The 26,200-nt window shown below is 69.1% G+C and carries 22 protein-coding genes; 13 read left to right on the forward strand and 9 right to left on the reverse strand.

What is annotated here, in order from left to right; translation table 11 throughout:
- Positions 1 to 50 precede the first annotated feature (50 nt).
- From QM619_RS16825 to QM619_RS16840, 4 genes are all read right to left on the reverse strand, one after another.
- Positions 51 to 545, reverse strand: coding sequence for a beta-class carbonic anhydrase (locus tag QM619_RS16825; protein ID WP_415111477.1), 495 nt, complete (start codon positions 543 to 545; stop codon positions 51 to 53).
- Positions 546 to 599: 54 nt separating this feature from the next.
- Entirely contained in the window at positions 600 to 2,150 is a 1,551-nt protein-coding gene (locus QM619_RS16830; RefSeq protein ID WP_415111480.1) for an LCP family protein, read from the reverse strand.
- A gap of 111 nt (positions 2,151 to 2,261) precedes the next feature.
- Positions 2,262 to 4,706 carry a DNA gyrase/topoisomerase IV subunit A gene (locus tag QM619_RS16835; protein ID WP_415111483.1) on the reverse strand — a complete coding sequence of 815 codons (2,445 nt, stop codon included), beginning with the start codon at positions 4,704 to 4,706 and terminating at the stop codon, positions 2,262 to 2,264.
- Positions 4,707 to 4,798: 92 nt separating this feature from the next.
- On the reverse strand, positions 4,799 to 5,842 hold the full coding sequence (locus QM619_RS16840) for an App1 family protein (protein ID WP_415111486.1): 1,044 nt from the start codon (positions 5,840 to 5,842) through the stop codon (positions 4,799 to 4,801).
- Positions 5,843 to 5,973: 131 nt separating this feature from the next.
- Between QM619_RS16840 and QM619_RS16845 the strand changes: the two genes are divergently transcribed.
- From QM619_RS16845 to QM619_RS16860, 4 genes are all read left to right on the forward strand, one after another.
- Positions 5,974 to 6,552, forward strand: a complete 579-nt coding sequence (locus tag QM619_RS16845; protein WP_415111489.1) for a DUF5998 family protein — start codon at positions 5,974 to 5,976, stop codon at positions 6,550 to 6,552.
- Entirely contained in the window at positions 6,549 to 7,667 is a 1,119-nt protein-coding gene (locus QM619_RS16850) for an alkaline phosphatase family protein (protein ID WP_415111492.1), read from the forward strand. Before QM619_RS16845 ends, QM619_RS16850 begins: the two co-directional genes overlap by 4 nt.
- A 3-nt stretch (positions 7,668 to 7,670) precedes the next feature.
- Positions 7,671 to 8,315 (forward strand): thymidine kinase, encoded by a 645-nt coding sequence (locus QM619_RS16855; RefSeq protein WP_415111495.1) that lies wholly within the window; start codon positions 7,671 to 7,673, stop codon positions 8,313 to 8,315.
- Between the two features lie 185 nt (positions 8,316 to 8,500).
- Complete coding sequence (locus QM619_RS16860; protein ID WP_415111498.1) at positions 8,501 to 10,399, forward strand: ABC transporter ATP-binding protein; 1,899 nt, start codon at positions 8,501 to 8,503, stop codon at positions 10,397 to 10,399.
- A 62-nt stretch (positions 10,400 to 10,461) separates the two neighbouring features.
- Here QM619_RS16860 and sepH read toward each other — a convergent pair whose 3' ends face one another.
- Positions 10,462 to 11,961, reverse strand: coding sequence for a septation protein SepH (sepH, locus tag QM619_RS16865; protein ID WP_415111501.1), 1,500 nt, complete (start codon positions 11,959 to 11,961; stop codon positions 10,462 to 10,464).
- A gap of 222 nt (positions 11,962 to 12,183) precedes the next feature.
- On the opposite strand from sepH, the gene QM619_RS16870 reads away from it, so the two are divergent.
- The gene (locus tag QM619_RS16870; protein ID WP_105185533.1) at positions 12,184 to 12,480 is read left to right on the forward strand and encodes a DUF4193 domain-containing protein; all 297 of its coding nucleotides are present in this window, start codon (positions 12,184 to 12,186) and stop codon (positions 12,478 to 12,480) included.
- Between the two features lie 103 nt (positions 12,481 to 12,583).
- Here the strand turns inward: QM619_RS16870 and QM619_RS16875 are convergent, their stop codons facing one another.
- Positions 12,584 to 12,877: a DUF4235 domain-containing protein gene (locus tag QM619_RS16875; protein ID WP_415111504.1), complete on the reverse strand. Its 294-nt coding sequence runs from the start codon at positions 12,875 to 12,877 to the stop codon at positions 12,584 to 12,586.
- A 111-nt stretch (positions 12,878 to 12,988) separates the two neighbouring features.
- On the opposite strand from QM619_RS16875, the gene QM619_RS16880 reads away from it, so the two are divergent.
- The 4 genes from QM619_RS16880 to QM619_RS16895 are packed head-to-tail and all read left to right on the forward strand — an operon-like array spanning position 12,989 to position 15,133.
- Positions 12,989 to 13,492, forward strand: coding sequence for a DUF3093 domain-containing protein (locus QM619_RS16880; protein WP_415111506.1), 504 nt, complete (start codon positions 12,989 to 12,991; stop codon positions 13,490 to 13,492).
- Positions 13,489 to 13,983, forward strand: coding sequence for a dUTP diphosphatase (dut, locus tag QM619_RS16885; protein ID WP_415111509.1), 495 nt, complete (start codon positions 13,489 to 13,491; stop codon positions 13,981 to 13,983). Before QM619_RS16880 ends, dut begins: the two co-directional genes overlap by 4 nt.
- A complete protein-coding gene (locus QM619_RS16890) occupies positions 13,983 to 14,771 on the forward strand; it encodes a DUF3710 domain-containing protein (protein ID WP_415111512.1) in 789 nt (262 codons plus the stop codon). Before dut ends, QM619_RS16890 begins: the two co-directional genes overlap by 1 nt.
- 2 nt (positions 14,772 to 14,773) lie before the next feature.
- Positions 14,774 to 15,133, forward strand: coding sequence for an OB-fold nucleic acid binding domain-containing protein (locus QM619_RS16895; RefSeq protein ID WP_415111515.1), 360 nt, complete (start codon positions 14,774 to 14,776; stop codon positions 15,131 to 15,133).
- A gap of 111 nt (positions 15,134 to 15,244) precedes the next feature.
- Here QM619_RS16895 and QM619_RS16900 read toward each other — a convergent pair whose 3' ends face one another.
- Positions 15,245 to 15,934 (reverse strand): potassium channel family protein, encoded by a 690-nt coding sequence (locus tag QM619_RS16900; protein WP_415111518.1) that lies wholly within the window; start codon positions 15,932 to 15,934, stop codon positions 15,245 to 15,247.
- A 25-nt stretch (positions 15,935 to 15,959) separates the two neighbouring features.
- Positions 15,960 to 16,607, reverse strand: a complete 648-nt coding sequence (locus QM619_RS16905; protein WP_415111621.1) for a potassium channel family protein — start codon at positions 16,605 to 16,607, stop codon at positions 15,960 to 15,962.
- 127 nt (positions 16,608 to 16,734) lie between these two features.
- Here QM619_RS16905 and QM619_RS16910 point away from each other — a divergent pair, with 127 nt between their 5' ends.
- The 3 genes from QM619_RS16910 to QM619_RS16920 all read left to right on the forward strand — a co-directional run bounded on the left by QM619_RS16910 (position 16,735) and on the right by QM619_RS16920 (position 22,596).
- A complete protein-coding gene (locus tag QM619_RS16910; protein ID WP_415111521.1) occupies positions 16,735 to 18,768 on the forward strand; it encodes an APC family permease in 2,034 nt (677 codons plus the stop codon).
- Between the two features lies 1 nt (position 18,769).
- Positions 18,770 to 19,954, forward strand: coding sequence for a class I SAM-dependent RNA methyltransferase (locus tag QM619_RS16915; protein ID WP_415111524.1), 1,185 nt, complete (start codon positions 18,770 to 18,772; stop codon positions 19,952 to 19,954).
- A gap of 122 nt (positions 19,955 to 20,076) precedes the next feature.
- A complete protein-coding gene (locus QM619_RS16920) occupies positions 20,077 to 22,596 on the forward strand; it encodes a hypothetical protein (RefSeq protein WP_415111527.1) in 2,520 nt (839 codons plus the stop codon).
- Positions 22,597 to 22,669: 73 nt separating this feature from the next.
- Here the strand turns inward: QM619_RS16920 and QM619_RS16925 are convergent, their stop codons facing one another.
- On the reverse strand, positions 22,670 to 23,173 hold the full coding sequence (locus QM619_RS16925) for an Rv3235 family protein (protein WP_415111530.1): 504 nt from the start codon (positions 23,171 to 23,173) through the stop codon (positions 22,670 to 22,672).
- Positions 23,174 to 23,410: 237 nt separating this feature from the next.
- On the opposite strand from QM619_RS16925, the gene QM619_RS16930 reads away from it, so the two are divergent.
- Complete coding sequence (locus QM619_RS16930; protein ID WP_415111532.1) at positions 23,411 to 26,200, forward strand: aconitate hydratase; 2,790 nt, start codon at positions 23,411 to 23,413, stop codon at positions 26,198 to 26,200.

Genomic DNA, 26,200 nt, shown 5'->3' on the forward strand with positions numbered 1-26,200 from the left:
CTGACAGTTCTTGAATGCAGCATGCCGGTGGAGGCTCTGCAGCGATCCGCTCAGCAGATCCGGCTGAGCAGACCGGTGTCGACGTCGTAGAGGAAGCCGCCGATCTGCGCCTTGCCCTCGATCAGCGGGTGTTCGTTCAGCAGCGCGACATCGGCCCGCACCTTGCTCTCCTGGTCGGGCGACGCACCGACCGTGAGGCCGGATGCGTCCCGCCCACTGGCCTCGGCGACCCGGCGCCGGATCTCATCGTCGTCGCAGGCAGCCATCGCGCACCGGGTGTGGGCGATCACCAGGATGCGGTCGACCCGCAGCAGATGGACGCCCAGAATGCAGCCGTTGAGGGCCTCCGGGGTGACGTGCCCACCGGGGGTGCGCAGAATCTTCGCCTCGCCCAGGAACAACCCGAGCATCTCCAGCGGCTGCAGCCGAGAATCCATGCAGGTGACGACGGCCACGCCGGCATGGGCGTAGCCGTCGAAGTTGCGGGGAGCGGAGGTGGCGTAGCGCCGGTTGGCCGCCAGCAGATCGTCGAACTCGTCGGTCACGGCACTCACCCTAACCGCCCCACGATGGCGGCGGAGACCACCGCCCGGCGTCCGCTATCGCTTGGTCGGGGTGTAGTCGTCGGGATGGTAGGAGCAGGCGGCGGCGAGCTCGTCGCTCTTGGCCGGCTTGGTGTTCGGCGACGGGGACGCCGACCCGGACGCCGTGGCCGACGGCGACGGGGAGTTGACGGCGGCCTTGGTCTCGTTGAGTGCCTTGCGCACCTTGGACCTGACCCAGTTCCAATCGGGTTTGTAGGACAGGAAGCCGGTGCTCGGGTCGAGGACGAGGCTGCGGATCTTCGCATTCTTGACGGTCATCCCCAGCTGTGCGAGAGCCGGCAGCATGGTCCGCGGAATATTGGTGCTGATGTTGTTCTCGCCGGTCTTCAGGATGCTCTCGTAGTTGGTCAGCACCGCGGTCGGCGTGGTCTGCTGGGCGACGGCATAGACCAGGCAGCGCTGACGTTCCATCCGGCTGTAGTCGTCGAGATGGTACCGGCCGCGGGCATACCACAGCGCGCGACTGCCGGTGAGGTGCTGATTCGGGCCCGGCTCGATCCACCCCGCCGGCTTCTCCTCCGGCTCGGGCGGGCTGGCGTTGTGGCCACCGATCGGAACCGCATAGTTCACGTTGACCGTGATGCCGCCGATGGCGTTGATGAAGGCCTTGAAACCGTCCATGTTGACGAGGACGTAATAGTCGATGTCCAGGCCGACGGCGTATCCGACGGACTGCATCAGCACCGACGCGCCGAAATCCTTCGTCTTGCCCAGGATGTTGTTCGGAACCTGTGCGGGGATATCGCGGTACATGGCGTTCGCCAGGTATTGCGAGCGGGTGTAGAGGTCGGCACCGGCGGGAGCGCTGAAGCCGTTCGGATAGTAATCGAGCAGCGGCGAGCCTGGTGGGAAGGGCATCTTCTCGGCGTTCCGCGGAACGGTGATGAGCGTAGTGGCGCCGGTGTGGGTATCGATCGAGGCGACGATGATGGTGTCGGTGCGGGCGCCCACCGCCTTGGAGCGGTTCGACTTCACCCCGGAGTCACCGCCGAGAATCAGAATGTTGAGTCGATCGGTGGTGGCCCAGGGATCGGTGTCGGCGGGTGCCGGTGTGGAGGTGTCGCCGTCATTGCCGTCGAAGATCGTGCTGATGGCGGTCCCGGTGGTGTACGCGTAATTCGCGAGCAGGGCCAGCGGGGCCGACACGGCGAACGAAAGAACGCCGACCAGGGCCGCGCCCATGAGCCGCTGGGCGGGCGAGGCGGGGGACGAGCGGAGCGCGAGATGGGTGGTGGCGATGACGACTACCCAGAGCACCGCGATCGCCACCAGAGCAGCCGCCAGACCCCGCAGCACGCCCGGATCCAGGGCGTATTGGGCAACCCGATCCCGGTTGATCAGACCGAAGATGCCGAGGCCGATCACACCGACCGCGACGATGCCGAGAACGATCCCGCCGGCCAACCGTCGTCCGGCCCGCAACAGGCCCACGCCGGGGATGACCGTGCCGACGACCGTCCAGAGTGAGGCGGACCCGAACCCGCGAGCCTCGGTTGCGCGAAGGCCACCCGACGACGGTTCGGCTTCGTTCGGGCTGGTATGCATCATCGACAATGTTCCTGATCGGCTTGGCGGAACCTCTTACTTCATCGCACGGGATACTACCGACGAGGCAAAACCGAACCTTTTCCTTGCACGAGGGGTCGCGGCCGCGAGTCAGCGGTGGGTGCGGGTGGAGATCGCGGCGATCGGCTGGCCGGCCGGGGTGCCGGAGCCGTCCCGGCGAGGGTCGATCGCGGGGAGGTCGACCGGGGCACCGCTGGACGCCGCCGCCACCGCGGGGGCGGGACCCACCCAGGCCAGCTGCAGCACGTCCTCGCCCCGAAGGAACCGTTGACAGCGGACGCCGCCGGTGCCGCGGCCCTTGCCGGGATACTCCTCGAACGGGGTCACCTTGACGCTGCCGGCGTCCGTTCCGGGCAGTGCCGTCGACGAGCCGGCCACCGAGACCACCACGGCGTCGGACGCCGGGGTGACCCCGAAGAACACCACCCGGGCGCCGGCCGCCAGCTTGATCCCGGCCATGCCGCCGCCGGAACGACCCTGCGGGCGCACCCCGGCCACCGGGAAGTGCAGCAGCTGGGCGTCCGAGGCGACGAAGACCAGCTCGCCGGAGTCGTCGCCCAACTCGACCGCGCCGATCACCCGGTCGCCGTCGTCCAGCCGGATGATCTCCCAGGAGTCCTTGCCGAGGATGTCCGGGTTGACGCGTTTCACCACGCCGCGTTCGGTGCCCAGCGCCCAGCCGAAGACGTCCGGGCCGAGGCCGGTGACGGCCAGCACCCGCTCGTCCGGTCCCAGCGCGAACAGTTCGGACGCCGGGGAGCCGCCCTGCAGATTGGGCGCCTGCGCGGTGGCCGGCACCGACGGCAGGTCGATGGTCTGGCCGCGGATCACCCGGCCCAGGCTGGTGATCAACCCGAACTCGCCGCGCGCGGTGGAGGCGCAGACGCTCACGATCACATCGTGGGCGGCCCGACCGCCGGCGTCCGCCAACGGTTCGGCGTTGTCGGTGCGAGCCAGCAGCCCGGCCGACGACAGCAGCACCCGGCACGGGTCGTCCGTGATCTCCAACGGGGTGGCCTGGGCCTTCGCGGGGGCCACCGAGCCCCCGCCGGAGGCCAGCAGCACGGTGCGCCGCGGCGTCCCATGGGTGCGGGCCACCTCGTCCAGTTCGTCGGAGACCAGCTTCCGCAACAACACCGGGTCGTCGATGATCGCCCGCAATTCGGCGATCCGCTGCCGCAGTTCGTCCCGCTCGGATTCCAGCTCGATCCGGGAGAATTTGGTCAGCCGGCGCAGCTGCATGTCGAGGATGTAGGTGGCCTGCACGTCGGTCAGGTCGAACGCCTCGATCAGCTTGGCCTTCGCGACACCCGCGTCGTCGCTGCCGCGGACGATGGCGATCACGTCGTCGATGTCGAGGATCGCGATCAGCAGACCCTCGACCAGATGCAGCCGGTCGGCGGCCTTGCCCAGCCGGAATCGGGTCCGGCGCAGGGTGACCTCAAGGCGATGGTCGAGGTAGACGGTGAGCATCTCGCGCAGCCCGAGGGTGCGCGGCTGGCCCTCCACCAGGGCGACCGCGTTGATCCCGAACGAGTCCTCCAGCCGGGTCTGCCGGTACAGCTGCTCCAGCACCGCCTCGGGGTTGAAGCCGTTCTTGATCTCGATCACCAGCCGGGTGCCGTTCGCCAGGTCGGTGAGGTCCTTGACGTCGGCGATGCCGGTCAGCTTCTTCGCCTGCACCGCGGTCTTGATCTGCTCGATCACCCGCTCGGGCCCCACCATGTACGGCAGTTCGGTGACCACGATGCCCTTGCGGCGCGGATGCACCTGTTCGATCCGGGAGGTGGCTCGGATCCGGAAGCTGCCGCGTCCGGTCAGATAGGCGTCCTTCACCCCGTCCAGGCCGACGATCTTGCCGCCGGTGGGCAGATCGGGACCGGGGACATAGCGCATCAGGTCGTCGGTGTCGGCGTCCGGATACGCGATCAGATGCTTCAAGGCCTGCACGCACTCGATCAGGTTGTGCGGCGGAATGTTGGTGGCCATGCCGACCGCGATGCCGGTGGTGCCGTTCACCAGCAGGTTCGGGAAGGCGGCCGGCAGGACGACCGGCTCGGTCTCCTTGCCGTCGTAATTGGGTTTGAAGTCGACGGTGTCCTCGGCCAGCCCCGCGGTCATCGCAGTCGCCGCGGTCGCCATCCGGCATTCGGTGTAACGCATCGCGGCCGGACCGGCGTCCAGCGAGCCGAAGTTGCCATGGCCGTCCACCACCGGCAGCCGTTGCGCCCAGGGCTGGGCCAGCCGGACCAGCGCGTCGTAGATCGCGGCGTCGCCGTGCGGGTGCAGCAGGCCCATCACCTGGCCGACCACCCGCGCCGACTTCACGTGCGGACGGTCCGGGCGGATGCCCATGTCGTCCATCGTGTAGAGAATGCGGCGCTGGACGGGTTTGAGGCCGTCGCGAGCATCGGGCAGAGCGCGGCTGTAGATGACCGAATAGGCGTATTCGAGGTAGCTAGTCTCCATCTCGTCGGAGATGTCGATGTCGACGATCCGTTCGACCAGGTCGTCGTCGGCCGGGGGACGCGCCACCGCTGCCTCGCTTTCGGTTGCCGATGTTCAGCCCGATTCTGGACCCTCGGGCAGGCCAGGCGTCCGCCTGACACGCGGCCGGACGCCGACAGCTACGTGGTGGACGTGCCCAACGCCGTCCGGAGCCGGGCGACCAGGCCGCGACCGTCCGGGGCCTCGACCCAGGACGAATGGGTGCCGGAGAGCTCGTCGGTCTCTTCCAGCGGCATGTTGGTGCCGTGAGCCAGCACCTGCTCGGTGGGGGAGAGCTGCCGAATCGCGACCGCAGCGACATGGGTGGGATGCGAGTTGGCGAACTCGGCGTAGATCTCCGGGTCGTGTTGGCCGTCGTCGCCGACCAGGAGCCAGGCGATCTGCGGGAACTCGGCGGCGAGTCGCAGCAGGCTGGTCCGCTTGTGCTCCATGCCGGAGCGGAACCACCCGGTGTTGGTCGGCCCCCAGTCGGTGAGCAGCAGCGGACCCTTCGGATAGTTGTGCCGCTGCAGGAAGCGCTCCAGGAAGTCGTAGGTGTTCCAGGCGCCGGTCGACAGGTAGAACATCGGGGCGCCGGGATGGGCGTCCAGGTAGCGGTGATAGAAGCGCGCCATGCCGGGGATCGACTGCCGGTTCGACTCGTCCCGGACGAAGCTGTTCCAGGCGGCGATCATCGGACGCGGCAGCCAGGTGGTGAGCACGGTGTCATCGATGTCGGAGAGCAGACCGAAGCGGACGTCCGCGCCGACCACCAGGACGTCGCAGGTGACCGGGCCGGAGCCGGTGCCGCAGACGGTGACCTGCTGCCAGCCGGGCGCCAGGCCGTGGTCGACGATCCGGTGGTCGAGGTAGCCGCCCCGATCGGTGGTGGCCGATACGGTCCGATCGCCGACCTCGATGGTGACGCGCGCCCGGACGCAGGGCGCGGTGATGAAATTCCGCCAGCCGCGACGCCGGACGAACTCTTTGGTGGCGTGGCCGAGTTGGCTGCGCGACCACTGCGGAACCAGCTTCACCCGCGCCATCACTCGGAGGAAATCGCCCGAACCGTAGCCGGTGTAGGCGATCACCTGTTCGCGCCAGCCGAGCGCCCGGAAGAACGCCTCCAGCCGCCGGTCGACGAATTCTTCGACCCGCGCGGCGATGAACGGCTTGGTGCTCACCCGGCCACCGTAGACGGCGGGCGCGCCGCGGGGCGAACTGTCGCACCCTAGGTATCGGGAGGGTCGCCCCCAGGCGTCGGGAAGGTGCCGCGGACTTGGGCGCATGGCGCGTCCGATGCGAAGATGAGGCGGTGACTTCACCCGCCCTCCCCGCCCCGTTGCGCCGGGACATCGACGCCTGCGGGTATTTTCCGGACCTGATCGCCGAAACGGTGGCGATGGCCATCGCCGGCGAGCCGGTCCGGCATCACGTCGTCCATCACGAGGCGACCTTCGCCCGCGATGAGATCCAGCGGCACATGTCGGTGCTGGTGCTCACCCCGACTCGGCTGATCGTCGGCCACACCGACGAATCGGACGCCCCCGGCGAGGCCGGCCAAGCGCTGTCGACCACCGAATCGGTGGCATTGGACAAGATCACCTCGGTGGCCCTGACCAGGGTCGTCGCGCACCCCGAGCGGCATGGCAGCAACCGGTCGGCGACCGTCGAGACCTGGCTCAGCGTCGGCTGGGGGACGGCCCGCCGGGTCGATCTGGAGCCGGCGCACTGCGGCGACCCGGATTGCGACGCCGACCACGGCTACACCGGCACCCTGGCCGCCGACGACCTGACCGTCCGGATGAGCGCTGCCGCTGACGGCACCGACAACGTGGCCCGCCTGATGTCGTTCGCGACCGCCCTGCAGGTGGCCAGCGGCGGTGGCCGGTGAGCCGTCCGACGCCACCGGCCTACGGCAGTTCGACGCTGTCCGAGCTGCTGCCCAGCATCGGGGCGGTGCTCGGCCTCCCCGGACGCGACAACGTGCTGGGCCTGCCCGCGGCGGAACGCTTCGTGGTGCTGCTGGCCGACGGCCTCGGCCGCGACCTGTTGCAGGGCCGCGACGACCTGGCGCCTTTCCTGACCGGGCTGCTGGACGCCCCGGCGTCCAGCACCATCACCTCGGGCGCGCCGAGCACCACCGTCACCTCGATCACCAGCCTGGGCACCGGGTTGGCGCCCGGCCAGCACGGCCTGGTCGGCTACACCTTTCGGTTCGGCGGGCGGATGCTCAATGCGCTGCTCTGGCAGGACGGCTTGGACGGCCTGGACGTGCAGCCGCAGCTGACCGCCTTCGAACGGCTCGCCAAGGCCGGGGTCCGCTGCACGACGGTGACGCCGTCCCGGTTTCGCGGCACCGGGCTGACCACCTGCGCGCTGCGGGGGGCCGACTTCCTCGGCTACCCCGAGGAGGCGTCCAGTGCTCGCCGGGTCGAGCTGACCGTGCAGGCCGCGCTGTCCGGGCCGCGCAGCCTGGTCTATCTGTACGACCGCGATCTCGATCATGCCGGTCACAAGCACGGCACCGCCTCGGACGCCTGGGCCGCCGAACTCGTCCGGATCGACGCCCTGGCGGCCGCGTTGCGGGCCGCGCTGCCCGACGACGTCCGGCTGCTGATCACCGGCGACCACGGCATGCTCGACATCGCGGTGGACCGCCGGATCACCATCGAGGACCATCCCGACCTGCTCGCCGAGGTGCAGCTGATCGGCGGCGAGGGACGCTTCCGGCAGCTCTACGTGTCGGCGGACGCCGCGCCGGTCGCCGCGCGCTGGGCCGACTGGCTGGGGCCGGACGCCTGGGTGCTGACCCGCGACGAGGCGTCCGAGGCGGGCTGGTTCGGACCGCTGCAGCCCAGGCTCGCGGACCGGTTCGGCGACGTCCTGGTGGCGATGGCGACCGATCGGGCCTTGATGACCCGCACCCAGCCGAACGAGTTCAACTTGATCGGCATGCACGGCTCGCTGACCCCCGCCGAACTCACCGTTCCGCTGCTGATCGGCTGAGTCATGGCGCAGCTGGTCTTCTTCACCGGGCCGATGAACAGCGGCAAATCGACCCTGGCCCTGCAGACCGACTTCACCGAGACCCAGGCCGGCCGGGCCGGGCGCGTGTTCGGCCGCAACGACCGGGCCGGCGCGGCGACCATCTCGTCCCGGATCGGGCTGGAGCAGCCCGCCATCGAAGTCACCGACGACTTCGACTTCTGGCGGTACGTGATCGGCGAGCTGACCCAGGGTCGTCGCGTCGACTACCTGGTCTGCGACGAGGCCCACTTCTACACCCCCGAGCACATCGACCAGCTGGCCCGCGCCGTCGATGAACTGCAGCTGGACGTCTACTGCTTCGCGATCCTCACCGACCTTCGCACCGAGCTGTTCCCGGGCACCCGCCGACTGGTCGAACTCTGCGACCGGATGGAGCTGCTGCAGGTGCGTCCCCGCTGCTGGTGCGGTGAGCCGGCCACCCACAACGCCCGCACCGTGGACGGGGTGATGGTCACCGACGGCGAGCAGGTGATGGTGGGCGACGTGGTGCCGTCCGACGACCACGTGGTCGCCTACGAAGTCTTGTGCCGCCGGCATCATCGGCGCCGGATGACCTCCGCGGTCGCCGCGGTGACCTTGAATCCCGAGCCGCTGCCGCTCGGTTAGCGGCGGCACGCACTCGTCACACCCACCCTCGTCATCCCGGCGAACGCCGGGATCTCGGTTCGGATTGAGATCCCGTGTCAAACAGGGTCAATCACGGGATGACGGGACGGCGGTCCGAGGGATCTCGACAAGCTCGATCGATGGTGACGGGAATCTCTGTCAGTGCCACGTGGTTGAGTGGCACCGTGAGCCTCAATGGATGGCAGGTGATGAACTCCCTGACCCGTGACGCCTCGGTGCGCGACCACCGGTTGGCGCCCGGAACCCGGCGTCGGGTGCTGACGTACGCGTCCACGTACCGGAGGATGATCGCCGTCTTCCTCGGGCTCACCGTCCTCGATTCGCTGCTGGTGGTCGCGTCGCCGCTGATCCTGCAACGGCTGGTCGATGACGGGGTGATTCCCGGCAATGCCGCACTGGTGACGCAGCTGGCCGTTCTGGTCGCGTTGTTGGCGATGGCGGACGCCGGGCTGACTCTGGTGGAGCGCTGGTATTCGGCGCGGATCGGGGAGGGGCTGATCTTCGACCTGCGCACCCAGGTGTTCAGCCACGTGCTGCGCCAGCCCATCGCGTTCTTCACCCGCGCCCAGACCGGTGCCCTGGTGACCCGGCTGAACAGCGACGTGATCGGCGCCCAGCAGGCGTTCACGTCCGTTCTGCAGAACCTGGTCGGCAACGCGATCAGCCTGGTGGTGATCGTGGTCGCGATGGCGTCGCTGTCTTGGCAGCTGACCATCGGGGCCTTCCTGCTGGTGCCGCTGTTCCTGGTCCCGGCCCGAATCATCGGACGCCGGTTGGCCGGCCTCACCCGTCGGCAGATGGCGCTCAACGCCGACATGGGCGCCCAGATGAGCGAACGGTTCAACGTGGCGGGGGCCCTGCTGGTGAAGCTGTTCGGCGACCCGCAGCGGGAAGACCGCGATTACGCGGAGCACGCGTCCGGGGTGCGCGACGTCGGCATCAAACTCGCGGTGAACCGGTCGGTGTTCTTCGTCGCGCTCGCGCTGGTGGCGTCCCTGGCGACCGCGATGGTCTACGGGGTCGGGGGCGTGATGGCCGTCAACGGCACGCTCACCGTCGGCACGCTGCTCGCCCTGGCCGCGCTGCTGGCCCGGCTCTACGCCCCGCTGACTGCACTGTCCAACGTCCGGGTCGATGTGATGACCGCGCTGGTCTCCTTCGAGCGGGTCTTCGAGGTGCTCGACCTCAAGCCGCTGGTCGATGAACGCCCGGACGCCGTCGCACTGCCGGACGCGCCGGTGCGGGTCGAGGTCGACCAGGTCAGCTTCCGGTACCCATCGGCCGACGAGATCTCGCTTGCCTCGTTGGAAGGTGCGGCCAGCGGTGATCGACGGGGCAGCGGGGACGTGCTACACGACATCTCGTTCACCGTCGAGCCCGGTTCGATGCTGGCCCTGGTCGGTCCTAGCGGCGCCGGCAAGACCACGATCACCTCGCTGGTGGCCCGGCTGTACGACCCGAGCAGCGGAACCGTCCGGGTCAACGGCGTCGATCTGCGGGACGCGACCCTGGCCTCCCTGCACGACCGGGTCGGTGTGGTCACTCAGGATGCGCATCTGTTCCACGAGACGATCCGGTCCAACCTGCTCTACGCCAAACCGGGCGCCACGGACGCCGAATTGGAGGTGGCGCTGCGAGCCGCCCAGGTGTGGCGACTGGTGGAGTCGCTGCCGGAGGGCCTGGACACCGTGGTCGGCGACCGCGGGCACCGGCTGTCCGGGGGCGAGAAGCAGCGGTTCGCGATCGCTCGGTTGCTGCTCAAAGGCCCCGGATTAGTGGTGCTGGACGAAGCCACCGCCCATCTCGACAGCGAGAGCGAGGCCGCCGTCCAGCACGCCCTGGACGCCGCGCTGAAAGACCGGACGTCGATCGTGATCGCCCACCGGCTCTCCACCGTCCGCGGTGCCGACGCCATCCTGGTGGTCGACGGCGGCCGGGTGGTCGAACAGGGCACCCACCTCGAACTGCTGGCACGAGGCGGTGTCTACGCCGACCTGTACCGGACGCAGTTCGCTGAACAGGGCACCGACGTCCGGCACTTGGATCAGCGTGCGGTGAGCTGAGTCTGGCCGCGTGTTGAGTACGGTGGCTACGGCCATTTGGGCGGACGCACGGGGCCGCTCGGTCAGGCCCGTGGCTTGGGTGCGCCGAACATGATCTCGTCCCAACTCGGGACGCTGGCGCGCTTGCGCCGGACCGGACGGGACGGCTCGTTGCCGGCGTCGTCGACCAGGCTCGGCTGCTCCGGTTCGGCGGGTGCTGTCTTCGCCCGTCCGGAGCGTGGCTTCGGTGCCGGCTTCGTCGGTTCCGCCACTTCGGACGCGGGGGGTTCGGACGCCTCCACTGTGGCGGCCTCCACGTCGGGCTCGGCGCCGCCGCCGGAGTCTGTCTCGATGGGTTCGGTGTCCGCGATCGGTTCCGGGACAGCGTCCGGTTCGTCGGCGGCCAGTTCGGCCGCGGCGTCCAGACTTTCGTCCGTCTGATTTGGCTCGGCGACCACCACGTCGTCGTCGGACGCCGCGTTCGCCAGCGCTGTCGGTGCGGGCTCGCTCGACGCCACCTCGGCCTCGAGATCGTCAATCTCCTCATCGGACTCCACCGCCACCGCGTTCTCGCCGCTGAGGTCGGCGTCCGCGACCGGTTCGGTGGGTTCGGCGTCGGTCGGACCCTCGTCCAGCACCGGTGCTGCCGACTCTTCGGGACGCGGACGCACCAGCCCGGCGTAGATCTGCACCGAGTCCTCGTCGAAGCTGGAGAGCATGTCGTACAGCACGTCCATGCTCGATCGGTCGCCCGGCACGATGTCGTAGACGCCGTCCACTTCGGCGAGATCGCCCTCGGCGAATGCGTCCTCGCTGTCGGAGGAGCCGTCGTCCTCCGGCGCCCGATCGTCGTCCGACTCATCCAGGTCGTCGGGTTCGAGGTCCGGGCTGACCTCGAACTGGGGCTGGATGGCCCGGACGATCGCGAGCTCGTCGTTGTGGCTCGGGGCAGACCCGGCGTCCGGATGGTCGGAACGGCGCCGACGGCCGGGCTGCGGACCGTGCGAATCGGAGTGCTCGCCGGTCAGCCAGCGGGCCTCGTCGTTGGCGGCGGTGGAGAACCGGCCGGTCTGGTCATAGGTAAAGTCGGCCCGATGTTGCGCCGCGCCGGACTGATACGACAGCCGCACCGTCCAGCGCCGATCCTCGGTGCGCCAGGCGTCCCAGTCGACGCTGTCGGGATCGATGCCGCGGGAGAGCAGCCGGTCGGTGATCACGTTGCGCAGGCTGCGGTGGGCGACGGCATCGCCGGCGCGCCGCACCGGGTTCGTCTGTGCCAGGCCGGCGATGTGCTCACGTTCGGCGATCACCGGGGCGGCGAACGGTTCGATTCTCGCGATCGGGACGCCGGCGGCCTGCGCAACCGCCTCCAGCGACTCCCCGGCCCTGATCCGGGCCTGGATGTCGCGCGGCCGCAGTGCACTTTCCATGTCGATCTCCAGTTGTCCGATGCGGGGTCGGTCGTTGCGCAGCGCTGCCTTCAGCCGTTGGTCAGCGGGAATCCCGATTTCCTCGCCGTCGTCGAGGACGACGATCAGGGTGCTCCCGTCCGGGCTCAACCCGAGGGGGTGGGCGGTGCGCATTGCTCGATCGCTCTCCTGTGTTCGTAGTGCGTAACCTACCGGGTCGGACGCCGTAGGGCGCCCTCCGCCGATTCGGCGCGGATCCCCTCGGCTGAGATTGGGGCCGGGGGATCGGCAATGTTTGGCCCCGTGTGATATGTATGCCTGCGATACCTAGACCCAGCGCTACCGCTGAGTGCCGCTGCTCGACAGCTGGCGCTCGGGATGGAGTTACGACACACAATGGCAACCGACTACGACGCTCCCCGCAAGACCGACGAGGAGAGCGAAGACAGCATCGAGGAACTCAAGACTCGCCGGAACGACAAGAACTCCGGCAAGGTCGACGAGGACGAGGTCGAGGCTGCGGAATCCTTCGAGCTGCCGGGCGCCGACCTCTCCCACGAGGAGCTCACCGTCCGGGTGCTGCCACGGCAGGCCGACGAGTTCACCTGCTACTCCTGCTTCCTGGTGAAGCACCGCAGCCAGATCGCGGTGACCCGCAACGGCCACTCCTACTGCGTGGACTGCGCCGACTGACGTCCGTTCGAAACGGTGTCGACAGAACGCGATCAGTCAACAGAACGCGATCGAAGGCTCAGCCTCGTCCGGCCGCCGGGCCGGGCGAGGCTTTGCCGTCTGGTCAGAGGTGGAAGTTCACCCGGGAATGGCTGGGCGCTGGCGTCCCCATCGCCTTCTCCCAGCGGGTGGCGGCGAACCGGTTGGTGAGCAGCTGTGCCACCCCGATGCCGACGCCGCCGGCGACCGCCCAGATCAGCGCCTCGCTGAGCGGCGTGGCGGGGTCGTTGGGGTCGGGGGGTTCGTTGCCGGTCGCCATCTTCCAGGCTCCGCGGACCGCCTTCTGGATGACCATGGCGCTGAGCGCGCCTACGGCACCGGCGTAGATGTTCCAGACCAGTCGCTGCGACATATTCATCGGTGGTTCCTTCGTCGGCCTTCCGGGTTCGGGGCGAGTCTACGCAACCCGGCCGAGCACACCCGTCGACGCGTGATTCCTGACCACCGCCGGAACCTCTATGTTGGGTGGGTGAGCCGAAGCCGTCCGACGCCTAACTACTCCGAGCGGCTGAGCGTGCCTGCGGCCTATTGGGTGATCGCGTTGTTCTTCGGCCTCAGCTTCGTCACCGCGGTGACGTTCATGCTGGGCGAGTTGATCCTGCTGGTGAGCACGATCGGCACCATCGCGGTGATCGCCTGGACGCTGCTGGCTTGGGGTTCGCTGCGCATCGAGGTGGACGCCGACGGCGTCCGGGTCGGCCGCAGCCTGCTGGAGTGGCCCTACATCGGCACGGTGACCGTCGCCGACCGTGCGATGCGGGCCCGGGTGCTGGCCCGCGAGGACGCCTTCCTGGCGTTGCGGCCGTACGTCACCGGCCTGGTGCTGGTCGGCGTGGCCGACGACGCCGACCCGCATCTGTGCTGGTTGGTGTCCACCCGCGACTCCGAATCGCTGGTGCGCGCGATCGAGGACAACCGGCCCTCGGGCGTCGCCGAAACCACGGAGCGCTCCCGACTAGACTCCGGCGGGTGACCCCGCCCGAGACCGTCCAGGTGCTGTTGCGCCGGCTGGACGACTCCGTTCCGGTACCGTGCTACGCCCATCCGGGCGACGCCGGTGCCGACCTGGCCACCACCGACGACGTGACCATCCCACCTGGTGAACGGGTGCTGGTCGGCACCGGGCTCGCGGTCGCGATCCCGGTCGGCTGGGTGGGTCTGGTGCATCCGCGTTCCGGGCTCGCCGCCCGGCACGGGCTGACCATCGTGAACGCTCCGGGAACGGTGGACGCCGGGTACCGCGGCGAGATCAAGGTCTGCCTGCTGAACACCGACGTCCGCACCGAGATCCGGCTGCGACGCGGCGACCTGATCGCGCAATTGGTGCTGCAGCGGGTCGCGCAGGCCGAGTTCGTCGAGGTGGCCGAGCTGCCGGGCAGCGACCGGGGCACGGGCGGACACGGATCCACCGGTGGAATCAAGGGGTGGCTGCCAGCCGCCGAACCGATGAAGGAGCAGGCGTGATGTTTCGCCGCAAAGCCAAGGACGAGCCGACCGACGAGCCCGCGGAGGAGCTCATCGACGCGACCGACGGGGAGTCCGATCCGGACGCGTCCGAGCTGGACGAGTCCGCCGTGGACGCCGACGAGTCGGATCTGGACGACGCCGACGACGAGGACGACGATCTGCCGGCCGAGCTGTCCGACCAGGACGAACTCGACGAGATCGACGAGATCGACGAGGACGTGGACTGGCGTGCGGACGGCCCGTTCGACCACGACGAGGTCGATCTGAGCGCCGACGAGGTCGAGCGGCTCGACCTGGGCGCGCTGATTCTGACCCCGTGGGAGGGCATGGGCCTGCAGCTGCAGGTCAACGAGGCCACCCAGCAGGTCGTTGCCGCGCTGGCCTTCTGGGAGCAGTCCGGCCTGGAGCTGGCGCTGCTCGCCGCGCCGACCAACGGCGGGCTGGCCGATGAGCTCCTGGAGGATCTGACCGAAGAGGCCCAGCAGGCCGGCGGCAGCGCCACCACCGCGATCGGTCCGTTCGGTCCGGAACTTCGCCGCGTGCTGCCGGCCGAGGGTCCGTCCGGAGAACAGCTCTTCCAGGTCAGCCGGACCTGGTTCGCCGAGGGCCCGCGCTGGCTGTTGCGTGGCACCCTGCTCGGCGAGGCCGGCCTGACCGAGGACGACGAGGGCGCGTCCGCCCCGTTCGTCGAGTTCTTCCGCAACGTCGTGGTGCGCCGGGGCAACGGGCCGATGGTGCCCGGCGAGGTGATCGGAATGACGATGCCGACGGTGCCGCAGGGCTGATCGTGCCCCGCAATCCGCTCGGACGCGCACTGCGCTGGTTCGGTCGTTCGACCGAGGAACTCGATTCGGAGGCGGCCGTCCGGGCCGCGCAGGCGTCCGGTGCCCTGACGATCGCGGAGTGTGTCGACCGGCAGAAGGCCACCCTGCGCGGACGGATCGCCGTCCTCACCTTGCGGCCCCGCAGCGGCACCCCCTGGTTGGAGGCGGAACTCGACGACGGTTCGGGCAGCATCACGCTGATCTGGATGGGACGCCGGGAGATCCCCGGGGTGGTCGCCGGACGCGAACTCAGAGTGACCGGACGGGTCTCCTGGGTGGACGGCCGGCGCCGGATGTACAACCCGTACTACGAACTGCTCTGAAACCCTCTCTGACTAGGCCCTCCCTAACTACTTCTGCCCTCCCGCATGCGGCAGGGCAGAAGTAGTTAGGGAGGGCTTTGTGGGCCGGACGTGGGTCGGTCGCCTATTCGGTCAGTCGTGGACGCCGACCAGGGCGGCGCGGCCGCGCGGGCTGAGGTAGTGCGCCAGATCGGCCTCGTAGTCGGGATCGACCACGAACATCAACTCGTCGGACGCCTCGATGGCGCCGTCGCGCTCGGGGGCACGCGCGGCCCCGTCCCGGATGATCGCCACCAGCACGGCGTCCCCGGGCAGATCCAGATCGGCCACCCGGACACCGACCCGGGGGCTGGTCTCGGGCAGGGTCATCTCGACCAGGTTGGTCTGTCCGCCGCGGAAGCTGAACAGCCGCACCAGATCGCCGACCGTCACCGCCTCTTCTACCAAGGCGCACATCAGCCGCGGGGTGGACACCGCGACGTCCACCCCCCACAGGTCGTCGAACATCCACTCGTTGCTCGGGTGGTTCACCCGTGCCACCGTCCGCGGCACCCCGAATTCGGTCTTGGCCAGCAGCGAATGCACCAGATTGGCCTTGTCGTCGCCGGTCGCGGCGATCGCCACGTCGCAGGTCTCCAGCTCAGCCTCCTCCAGGGAGGCCAACTCGCAGGCGTCGGCGAGCAGCCATTCGGCGTCCGGCACGCTTGCGGTCTTGATCGCCTCGGGCTGCCGGTCGATGAGCAGCACCTGATGGCCGTTCCCGATCAACTCACGGGCGATGGAACGGCCGACATTGCCGGCACCGGCGATCACTACGCGCATGTCCGTTCCTCTCAGTGCTCAGGGGTCAGTGCTTGGCGGGCGAGGCGCCGAAGAGCTTCTCGACGTCGGCCTCGTGGTCTTTGTGGACGGCGACGTACAGCAGGTCGCCGTCCTGGAAGATCGTCGAATCGGAAGGTATCTGGCCTACTCCGAACCGGATCAGGAACGGGATCGGGCAGTGCGCGGCGGCCGACATCGCCCCGATCGTGGTGCCGACCCAGCCGGGGTCCACGTCCATCTCGGACAGCCGCACGCTGCCGGATGGGTCGCGCCACTGCGGTTCGGCGCCTTCGGGCAGCAGCCGGCGCAGCACCTGGTCGGACGCCCAGCGCACCGTGGCGACCGACGGGATGCCGAGTCGCTCGTACACCTCGGCGCGGCCTTCGTCGTAGATCCGGGCGACCACGTTGAGCACCCCGAACGTCTCGCGCACCACACGGGCCGCCAGAATGTTGGAGTTGTCACCGCTGGAGACGGCGGCGAAGCCGTCCGCCCGTTCGATCCCTGCCTTGATCAGCACGTTCCGGTCGAAGCCCATGCCCTTGACCGTCTTGCCCTGGAAATTCGGACCCAGCCGGCGAAAGGCGTCCTGCAAAGCGTCGATCACCGCCACCGAGTGCCCGCGTCGTTCCAGGCTGCGGGCCAGGGACGAACCCACCCGGCCGCAACCCATGATCACGATGTGCACGACCGCGCCTCCTGCCTAGTACCGCTAGTGGACGACCGATTTGCCCGCCGTTCAGTATAGGGAGCACGGCCGGGCGAACCGTTTCGTCCAACCCGGCATATAGTCGTCGGACGTGAGCATCACCGGTGCCGTCAAACGGCTGCTGGTCGGGCGGAAGCTGGCCAGCAAGCAACTCGGCGAGACCCTGCTACCCAAGCGGATCGCGCTGCCGGTCTTCGCCTCGGACGCGCTGAGCTCGGTCGCCTACGCGCCGGACGAGATCCTGCTGACCTTGTCGATGGCCGGCATGGTCGGTTTCGCCTACTCGTGGCCGATCGCGGTCGCGGTGGCCTTCGTCATGTTGATCGTCGTGCTGTCGTATCGGCAGAACGTCCACGCCTACCCCTCCGGCGGCGGCGACTACGAGGTGGCCACCGTCAACTTCGGGCCGAACGCCGGCCTCACCGTGGCCAGCGCGCTGCTGGTCGATTACGTGCTGACGGTGGCCGTCTCGACCTCGTCCGGCGTCCAGAACGCGAAGGCGCTGCTGCCCTGGATCCAGGGCCACGAAGGACTGGTGGCGGCCGCCCTGATCGTGCTGTTGATGAGCATCAACCTGCGCGGCGTCCGCGAATCGGGCACGGTCTTCGCCATTCCCACCTATGGCTTCATGATCGCGGTCCTCGGCATGACCGGATGGGGCCTGTACCGGATCTTCGCCAACGGCGAGAAGCTGGAGGCACCGACCGCGCACCTGGACGTGGTGGGTGCCGCCACGTACGACCCCTTCGTCGGTTTCGCGATGGTGGCGCTGCTGGCCCGGGCCTTCTCGTCCGGCTGCGCGGCGCTGACCGGCATTGAGGCGATCAGCAACGGCGTCCCGGCGTTCCGGCAGCCGAAGAGCCGCAACGCGGCCACCACGCTGGCGCTGCTGGCGTCCGTGGCGGTGTCGATGCTGGGCGGCATCATTCTGCTGGCCAATCTGACCGGGCTGAAGCTGGTCGATCCGGACGGCCACAGCCATTTCCTTTCCGACGGGAAGGTTGTCGAACACGACGTCGGCACGGCCATGGGGCAGCTGGCCCGGACCGTCTTCGATAATTTCGCGCCCGGTCTCTATTTCGTGGTCATCGCCACCTTCGTGATTTTGTTCCTGGCCGCCAATACCGCATTCAACGGCTTCCCGGTGCTGGGTTCGATCCTGGCCAAGGACGGCTTCCTGCCGAAGGCGCTCTACACCCGCGGCGACCGGCTCGCCTACAGCAACGGCATTCTGCTGCTCGCGGCGGCCGCGATCGGCCTAGTGCTGGCCTTCAACGCGTCGGTGACGGCGCTGATCAATCTGTACGTGGTCGGGGTGTTCGTGTCGTTCACGGTCAGCCAGGCCGGCATGCTGCGGCACTGGACGCGGCACCTCAAGACCGAGACCGATCCGCAGGCGCGCCGACACATGCAGCGCTCCCGGATCGTGAACGCGATCGGATTGAGCTGCACCGGCATCGTGTTGTGCATCGTGCTGGCGGTGAAATTCCTGCTCGGGGCCTGGATCGCAATCCTGGCGATGGCGGCGTTGTTCGTGCTGATGCGCGCGATCAAGACCCACTACCGGCGGGTGGAGGCCGAGATCGCGGTGGAGCCGGACGAGGTGAACCTGCTGCCCAGCCGGGTGCGGGCGGTGATCGTGGTCAGCGGCATCAACAAGCCGACGGTCCGGGCGGTGAACTTCGCCAAGGCGTCCCGGCCGAGTTCGATCGAGGCGGTCACGGTGTCGGTCGATCCCGAAGAGACCAAGGCCCTGCTCGACGAGTGGCACGCCGAAGACCTGGGTGTGCCGCTGCGGGTGATCGACTCTCCCTACCGTGAGGTGACCTCGCCGGTGTTGGCCTTCGTCAAAGACGTGCGTTCGGACAATCCGCGCGATGTGGTGTGCGTGTACATTCCTGAATACGTGGTCGGGCATTGGTGGGAGCGCGTCCTGCACAATCAGACCGCGCTGATTCTGAAAGCCCGGCTGAATTTCATGGCCGGGGTGATGGTCACCTCGGTGCCGTACCTGCTGGCGTCGTCCAAATTCGCGATCGATCGGGCCAAGCGGGACAATCCGGCAGCCTGGCGGCGTCCGGGTACGGGCGCGGTGCGCACCGGTCAGCACATGAGAGCCGAGTGAGGTGCAGGTAGGCGAACTGATCGGACCGGTCGACGTCGGACCGATCGCGCACGGAGGCCACTGCGTGGCACGGGTGGACGGGCAGGTGGTGTTCGTCCGGCATGCGCTGCCGGGCGAGCTGGTCCAGGTGCGGGTGCGGGACGTCACTCGCCGGTTCGCCCGCGGCGACGCGGTGGAGATCGTCCGGCCCGCCGACGAACGGGTGTCGCCGCCCTGCCCGGTGGCCGGGGAGTGCGGCGGCTGCGATTTCCAGCATGTGGCGCCCGCCTTTCAGCTGGAGCTGAAGCGCCGGGTGCTGGCCGAGCAGTTGCAGCGGCTGGCCGGAATCGTCTGGGACGGCGTGGTGGAGCCGGTCGATCCGTTGCTCGGCTCGCGCTACCGGATGCGGTTCGTGACGGACGCCGACGGACGCCTCGGGCTGCGCGCCCACCGCTCGCACGAGGTGGTGCCGCTGCCGTCCGAAGGTTGCCGCCTCGCCCACGCTTCAATGCCCCGGCGGGTTCGTGAAATGGCGACCGATTCGGCGGACGTCACGCCTGGCGAGCGGGGAGGCGAGCAGAATCGGTCGCCATTCGACGAGCCGGCGGAGTACCTGGGTGTGGTGAGCGCCGAGGGCGGACGCCTGTTCCGGCCCGGCACGGACGCCCTGGTCACCCAGCAGGTGGGGGAGCGGACCTTCACCGTGGCCGCGGACGGGTTCTGGCAGGCCCACGTGGCGGCACCCGAGGTGCTGACCGCGGCGGTGCTGGACGGCCTGCGTCCGGAACCCGACGAGCGGGCCTTCGATCTGTATTGCGGTGTCGGCGTGTTCGCCGGCGCCCTGGCGGACGCCGGGTGCCAGGTCTGGGGCGTCGAGGGCAACAAGGCGGCGATCGCGTTGGCCCGGCGCAACGTGCCCCAGGCTCGCTTCCAGGTCGGCGACGTGGCGCGGACGCTGTCGCGGCTGCCCGGACGCGCCGACCTGGTCGTCCTGGACCCGCCGCGCACCGGGGCTGGCAAGGCGGTGATGGCGGCGGTCGCCCGGCTGCGCCCGCGGGCGGTGGCCTACGTCGCTTGCGACCCTGCCGCCCTGGCCCGCGATCTCGGCTTCGCCGCCGAACACGGCTATCGGGCGTCCTCGATCCGCGCCTTCGACCTGTTCGGCATGACCCACCACCTGGAGGCGGTGGCGATCCTGTACCGCTGATCCCCTCCGGGGACCGGTTCGGGTATCACCGGGCGGCTCCGGCGCCACCTGTTGCTGGCGCGCCGGGACACGGAGACTCGAGCCGTGACGCGCGAAACCGATTCGACCAGCGGGAGGCTGACATGTCGAAAACGACCCGCTTCTTCCAGGACGTGCTGACGATCGACGCCGGCGTGCCGGCCGCGCTGCAGGCGTCCGGCGGCGACACCCTGGTCCTGGCCGGCCGGCTGGTGACGCTGACCGGGCTGGTGTCCGGCTTCAACTACGTGATCGCCGCCGATCAGCTGACCGTCGCCGACGACGCGGCGCTGAGCGTGTTCGGGGTCACCGGGCCGTCCATCGGGGTGTTCGCCCGGGAGATCCTCGGGGCGCCGCTGGCGATCACCTCGACCGGTGCGGACGGCGCGGACGGTGCCCCCGGCGAACCCGGCGAGAGCGGCATCGTCCGACCCGGGGAAGGCTCGCAGGACCCCCAGCACGGGATCGACGACGGAGGTCCGGGCCGGCCTCCGCACATGGGCGGCGGCCGTCCGGTGCTTCTGCCGGGCGGCGACGGCGGGCCCGGCGGCGATGGCGACAACGGAGGCAATGGCGGCGACATCACCGTCCGCTACCACCACGCCGAGCACCCGCCGACCGGCGCCTCAATCGGCGGCAGGGCCGGACGGGCCGGCGCACCCGGAGCGGGCGGACCGGGACGTCCGCCGGGTCGGCGCGGTCCGCGGGGCGAACCCGGACACTCCGGACGTCCAGGAGTGATCGACATCGCCGAGGTGCCCGAGGACGAGATCTGGACGGCGCTCGGGGCCGAGCCGCTGCGCGAATGGGCCGCCTACCGGGCCTCCATCGCCGAGTACTTCTTCCGCCGCTTCGACCCGGCGTCCCAGCTGTTCGCGCTCAGCGAGGCGGCCGCCGCGCTGGCGCTGAACCCGACCGACCCGACGGCGCTGACCGTCAGGGAACGGATCGCGAACCGGCAGACGCCGTCCGGGCTGTCCCGCGATCTCGACATCGCGCCCGACTTCCGCGCGCTGTCGGCCAACCTCGCCGCCGAGATCGCCGTGGTGCAGAACGCCTTCCAGGCCTACGTCTCGGTAGTCAGCCTGGAGACGATCGCCGAGTCGATCCGCGACAACCTGCGGCTGATGGAGAATCAGCTGCAGGATCGCCGGGCCGAGGCCCAGGCCGACGTGTCCCTGGCCGAGCAGGACGTCCGGATCGCGGAGGCGGAGATCTCCAACATCGACCTGCAGATCAAGGACCTCGACGACCAGATCGAGACCATCCGCGAGGAGCGGTTCAGCATCGCCGGGATCCTCGCCGACGTCGGCTCGATCGTCGGGGTGATCGCCGGCATGGCGACCGGGCTGGGCGCGATCTTCTCGGTCGCCGGTGGCTTGGCCACCTTGCAGAGGGTGGCCGACGGTGTCGATCTGGTCCAGTTGCTGAAGTGGCTGAAGGAGAAGCCCGACCCGAACAGTCCCCGCTCCGAAGACATCGAGGAGATCAAGGAGCTGGGCGGCGGTTTCAAGGACCTGATCGAGGGCACGAAATCTGCCATCAGCTTCGGCAAGGTGATGAAGGACCTCGAGGACGCCATGTCGCTGCCCGGCCAGGACGCCATCGGCAAGCTGGTCAAGCAACAGATCCTGCTGACACGAGAGAAGATGGTCGGCCAGCTGCGGCAGCGGCAGGCGATCGGACGCGTGCTCGCCACCCAGCTGCGGGTCGCCAACCTGGACGGCGAGATCGCCCAGGTGCAGGCGACGCTGGCCAACTGGAGCGCGGACGCCGAGGCGCTCAAGGCGGCGACCGACTTGCTGATTCGCGCCGCCCGCGAGGTGGTCGACATGGTGATGGAGGACGTCTTCCTGGCTCAGCGGGCCCGCGAGATCTACCAGCTCGACCGGCTCACCGACCTGCGGTTCGACTTCGGGTACCTGCACCCGGACGCCGACCGCAGCCTCAGCCCCGCGCAACGGGCGGCCGCCAGCCTGACCAGCCTGTCCGGCATGGCGATCCAGGTGCTCGCCTGGGATCAGATCTTCACCCAGTTGAACACCGCGCAGCTCGGCTTCGACGTCATCCATCCGCAGTTGAGCGTCGCGATCACCGAGCCGGGCGCCCTGGCCGGCTTCGCCGCCGGCGGAGCGCTCGAGTTCGGCATCGGTCTGGACGCCGTCCCCGAGAAGATGTTCGAGCTGAAGGTCAGCGCAATGACCCTCGACCTGGTCGGGGCGAGCGCCTCGCAGAGCAGCAACGTGTGGGTCACTCACTCGGGCACCTGGAGCATGAACCGGCGAGCCGGTGACGGGGTGACCGATCTGGTGCTGCTGCCCCGCTCGGAGCTGTTCGCGTTCTCCGCCGGTGCCGGCACGCTGATCGCGAAGATCCCGGCGAATCCGTCGCCGGTCGAGCCAGGCCCGCCGTTCTCGTTCTGGGGACGCGGCGCGGCGACCACGTTCCGGCTGCAGTTGGCGCAACCCTCGGCGCTCGACCTCAGCGGACTGAGCGCCGTCCGGGTGCGGATCGACTGCATCGGCTACGCACGGCAGGGTGCTGGGGGCACGACCGATGCACAGGTGCGTGCCGAGGTCGGTTCCGGACGCGCGCTGGCGGTGCACCCGAGTCGCATCGCCTGAATCGCTGGTCGAGCTGGTCGAGACCGCGAACATTGCTCTGATAAGGGGTGTCGATGCTCCATCAGCGAGGTCATCACCGTGGCCGCCCGCTGCACAGAACGGTGGCGTCGTCCAGGGCCAGCTCCAGTTCGGTCAGCAGCCAGCGGTCTCCGGCGTCCTGTTCGAGCCGCAAAGCGGCCGCCCGCGAGAACTCGCCGAGAGCGAGCCGAGCGGACGCCTCGATCGCCGCCGGCGCGGGCTGAGTGACCCGGAGAGACGCCAGCCGCAGTTGCGGCAGAACACCGGCGGCGCGCAGGCCCCCGATCAGCTCCAGCGCCTCAGCGCCGACGTGTGGCTCGAGGTGGAACAGCGGACGCCGGCCGCGCAACACCTCCGCCACGGCCGCCGCCAGTGCGCCGACCCGGCGGCGCAGGGCGTCCGGAACCTCGGACAGTGCCGGTGCCGCGGGCGGCTCCGGCTCCAGCCATGGCAACAGCGGAGGCTGTGCGTTGTCGCTGAACACGAACGGTTCGATCACCCGCACGGCCGGCGGCAACGCCACCGGCGCCGGCGTCACGACGACCAACCCGGAACACATCGCCCTACTTTGACCCCGAAACGCACCCGCAAACGGGCTGGCACCGCAAATTGTGGATAACTCATCGACCGACTGGGGTGATCGGACGCCCGATCGAGGCCGCGTCGGCGTCCGGAACTCGTTGCCGTAGCAACGGTCGCCCATCGGCGGATCAGCACTAAGCTTTGGCGCACGCGAGCGGCTGCGGTAATATCTCGACATCGAGATATTACCGCCCGGTGATCCAAGGAGGCACGCATGAGCATCAACAGTTTCGGCGCCAGGACCACCTTGGAAGTCGCGGGGACCAGTTACCAGATCTTCGACCTGCAGCAGGTGCCCGGCTCCGACACCCTGCCGTTCAGCCTGAAGGTGCTGCTGGAGAACCTGCTGCGCACCGAGGACGGTGCCAACATCACCGCCGACGACATCCGGGCGCTGGGCGCCTGGGCGCCGTCCGACGAACCCAACCGCGAGATCCAGTTCACCCCGGCGCGGGTGATCATGCAGGACTTCACCGGCGTCCCCTGCGTGGTCGACCTGGCCACTATGCGCGAGGCGATCGCAGAGCTCGGCGGTGACGCCAACAAGGTGAACCCGCTGTCGCCGGCCGAGATGGTGATCGACCATTCCGTGGTCGCCGACCTGTTCGGCACCCCGGACGCCTTCGCCCGCAACGTCGAACTTGAATACCAGCGCAACCGCGAGCGCTACCAGTTCCTGCGCTGGGGCCAGACCGCGTTCGACGACTTCGTGGTCGTCCCGCCCGGCACCGGCATCGTCCACCAGGTCAACATCGAGCACCTGGCACGGGTCGTCTTCCCGCGCGAGGTCAACGGCGTTCTGCAGGCCTACCCCGACACCTGCGTCGGCACCGACAGCCACACCACCATGGTCAACGGCCTGGGCGTGGTCGGCTGGGGTGTCGGTGGCATCGAGGCCGAGGCCGCCATGCTCGGCCAGCCGGTGTCGATGCTGATTCCGCGGGTGGTGGGCTTCAAGCTGTCCGGCAGACTGCCCGAGGGCACCACCGCCACCGACCTAGTGCTGACCATCACCGAGATGCTCCGTCAGCACAAGGTGGTCGGCAAATTCGTCGAGTTCTACGGCCCCGGCGTCTCCGAGGTGCCGCTGGCCAACCGGGCCACCATCGGCAATATGAGCCCCGAATACGGCTCGACCATCGCGATCTTTCCGATCGACCACCTGACCGTCGACTATCTGCGGCTGACCGGACGCAGCGAGGAGCAGTTGGCGCTGGTCGAGGCCTACGCCAAGCGGCAGGGTCTGTGGCACGACGCCGACCACGAGCCGCGCTACTCGGAGTATCTGGAGCTCGACCTCGGCACCATCGTCCCCTCCATCGCCGGTCCGAAGCGTCCGCAGGACCGGGTGCTGCTGGCCGAGGCCAAGGAGGGCTTCAACGAAGCGCTGCGCGACTATGTCGGCGACGACGAGGTCGGCTACGACGAGGCGGTCGCCGAAACCTTTCCTGCCTCGGACGCCCCCAGCCACGTCAGCGGCGACGGCTCGCCCGAGCCGCACCACTACGGCGCGGTCGCCTCGGCCCACCCGAGCCGTCCCTCGCACGTCACGCCGGTGACGCTGGCCGACGGCACCACCTTCTCCATCGACCACGGCGCGGTCACCATCGCGGCGATCACGTCCTGCACCAACACGTCCAACCCGAGCGTGATGATCGGTGCCGGCCTGCTGGCCAAGAAGGCGGTCGAGAAGGGCCTCACCCGCAAGCCGTGGGTGAAGACGTCCCTGGCGCCCGGCTCGAAGGTGGTCACCGACTACTACGCCCGTTCGGGGCTCGACCAGTACCTGGCCAAGCTCGACTTCGACCTGGTCGGCTATGGCTGCACCACCTGCATCGGCAACTCCGGGCCGCTGATTCCCGAGGTGTCCCAGGCGGTCAACGACAACGATCTCGCGGTCACCTCGGTGCTCTCCGGCAACCGCAACTTCGAGGGCCGGATCAACCCGGACGTCAAGATGAACTACCTGGCCAGCCCGCCTTTGGTGGTGGCCTACGCGCTGGCCGGACGAATGGACATCGACCTGCTCAACGAACCGCTGGGCGAGGGTTCGGACGGCCAGCCGGTCTATCTGCGCGACATCTGGCCGTCCACCGCCGAGGTGGAGCAGGTGGTGAACAGCTCGATCTCGGCCGACATGTTCTCCAGCCGGTACGCCGACGTGTTCGCCGGCGACGAGGCCTGGCGCTCGCTGCCCACGCCGACCGGTGAGGTCTTCGAGTGGGACGCCGAATCCACCTACGTGCGCAAGCCGCCGTACTTCGAGAACATGCCGGCCGAGCCGTCCCCGGTCTCGGACGTCTCGGGCGCGCGGGTGCTGCTCAAGCTGGGCGACTCGGTGACCACCGACCACATCTCGCCGGCCGGCGCGATCAAGGCCGACAGCCCGGCGGGAAAGTACCTGACCGAGCACGGCGTGGCGCGCAAGGACTTCAACTCCTACGGCTCGCGGCGCGGCAACCATGAGGTGATGATCCGCGGCACCTTCGCCAACATCCGGCTGCGCAACCAGCTGGCACCGGGCACCGAGGGCGGCTTTACCCGCGACTTCACCCAGCCGGACGCCCCGGTGACCACCGTCTACGACGCGGCGCAGAACTACGCCGCCGCCGGCGTCCCCCTGGTGGTGTTGTCGGGCAAGGAGTACGGCTCCGGGTCGTCCCGCGACTGGGCTGCGAAGGGCACCGCGCTGCTCGGCGTCAAGGTCGTCATTGCCGAGAGCTACGAGCGGATCCACCGTTCGAACCTGATCGGCATGGGCGTGCTGCCGCTGCAGTTCCCCGAGGGTGAGAACGCCGAGTCGCTGGGACTCACCGGCGAAGAGACGTTCAGCTTCACCGGCGTCGAGGAGCTCAACCAGGGCACCACGCCGAAGACCGTGCACGTGCAGGCCGGCGACAAGGAGTTCGACGCCGTCGTCCGGATCGACACTCCGGGAGAGGCCGACTACTACCGCAACGGCGGCATCATGCAGTACGTGCTGCGCAGTCTGCTGAAGGCCTGA

This window comes from Micropruina sp. (assembly GCF_047606665.1).
Taxonomy (GTDB): Bacteria; Actinomycetota; Actinomycetes; order Propionibacteriales; family Propionibacteriaceae; genus Micropruina.

Bases quoted from the DNA above. Each gene is read 5' to 3' on its own strand.
- QM619_RS16920 (WP_415111527.1), top strand. From the start codon at position 20,077: ATGTCGAAAACGACCCGCTTCTTCCAGGACGTGCTGACGATCGACGCC.
- QM619_RS16875 (WP_415111504.1), bottom strand. From the start codon at position 12,877: ATGAATATGTCGCAGCGACTGGTCTGGAACATCTACGCCGGTGCCGTA.
- QM619_RS16855 (WP_415111495.1), top strand. From the start codon at position 7,671: ATGGCGCAGCTGGTCTTCTTCACCGGGCCGATGAACAGCGGCAAATCG.
- QM619_RS16925 (WP_415111530.1), bottom strand. From the start codon at position 23,173: ATGTGTTCCGGGTTGGTCGTCGTGACGCCGGCGCCGGTGGCGTTGCCG.
- QM619_RS16930 (WP_415111532.1), top strand. From the start codon at position 23,411: ATGAGCATCAACAGTTTCGGCGCCAGGACCACCTTGGAAGTCGCGGGG.
- sepH (WP_415111501.1), bottom strand. From the start codon at position 11,961: ATGCGCACCGCCCACCCCCTCGGGTTGAGCCCGGACGGGAGCACCCTG.
- QM619_RS16870 (WP_105185533.1), top strand. From the start codon at position 12,184: ATGGCAACCGACTACGACGCTCCCCGCAAGACCGACGAGGAGAGCGAA.
- QM619_RS16890 (WP_415111512.1), top strand. From the start codon at position 13,983: ATGTTTCGCCGCAAAGCCAAGGACGAGCCGACCGACGAGCCCGCGGAG.
- QM619_RS16900 (WP_415111518.1), bottom strand. From the start codon at position 15,934: ATGCGCGTAGTGATCGCCGGTGCCGGCAATGTCGGCCGTTCCATCGCC.
- QM619_RS16830 (WP_415111480.1), bottom strand. From the start codon at position 2,150: ATGCATACCAGCCCGAACGAAGCCGAACCGTCGTCGGGTGGCCTTCGC.
- QM619_RS16905 (WP_415111621.1), bottom strand. From the start codon at position 16,607: ATGGGTTGCGGCCGGGTGGGTTCGTCCCTGGCCCGCAGCCTGGAACGA.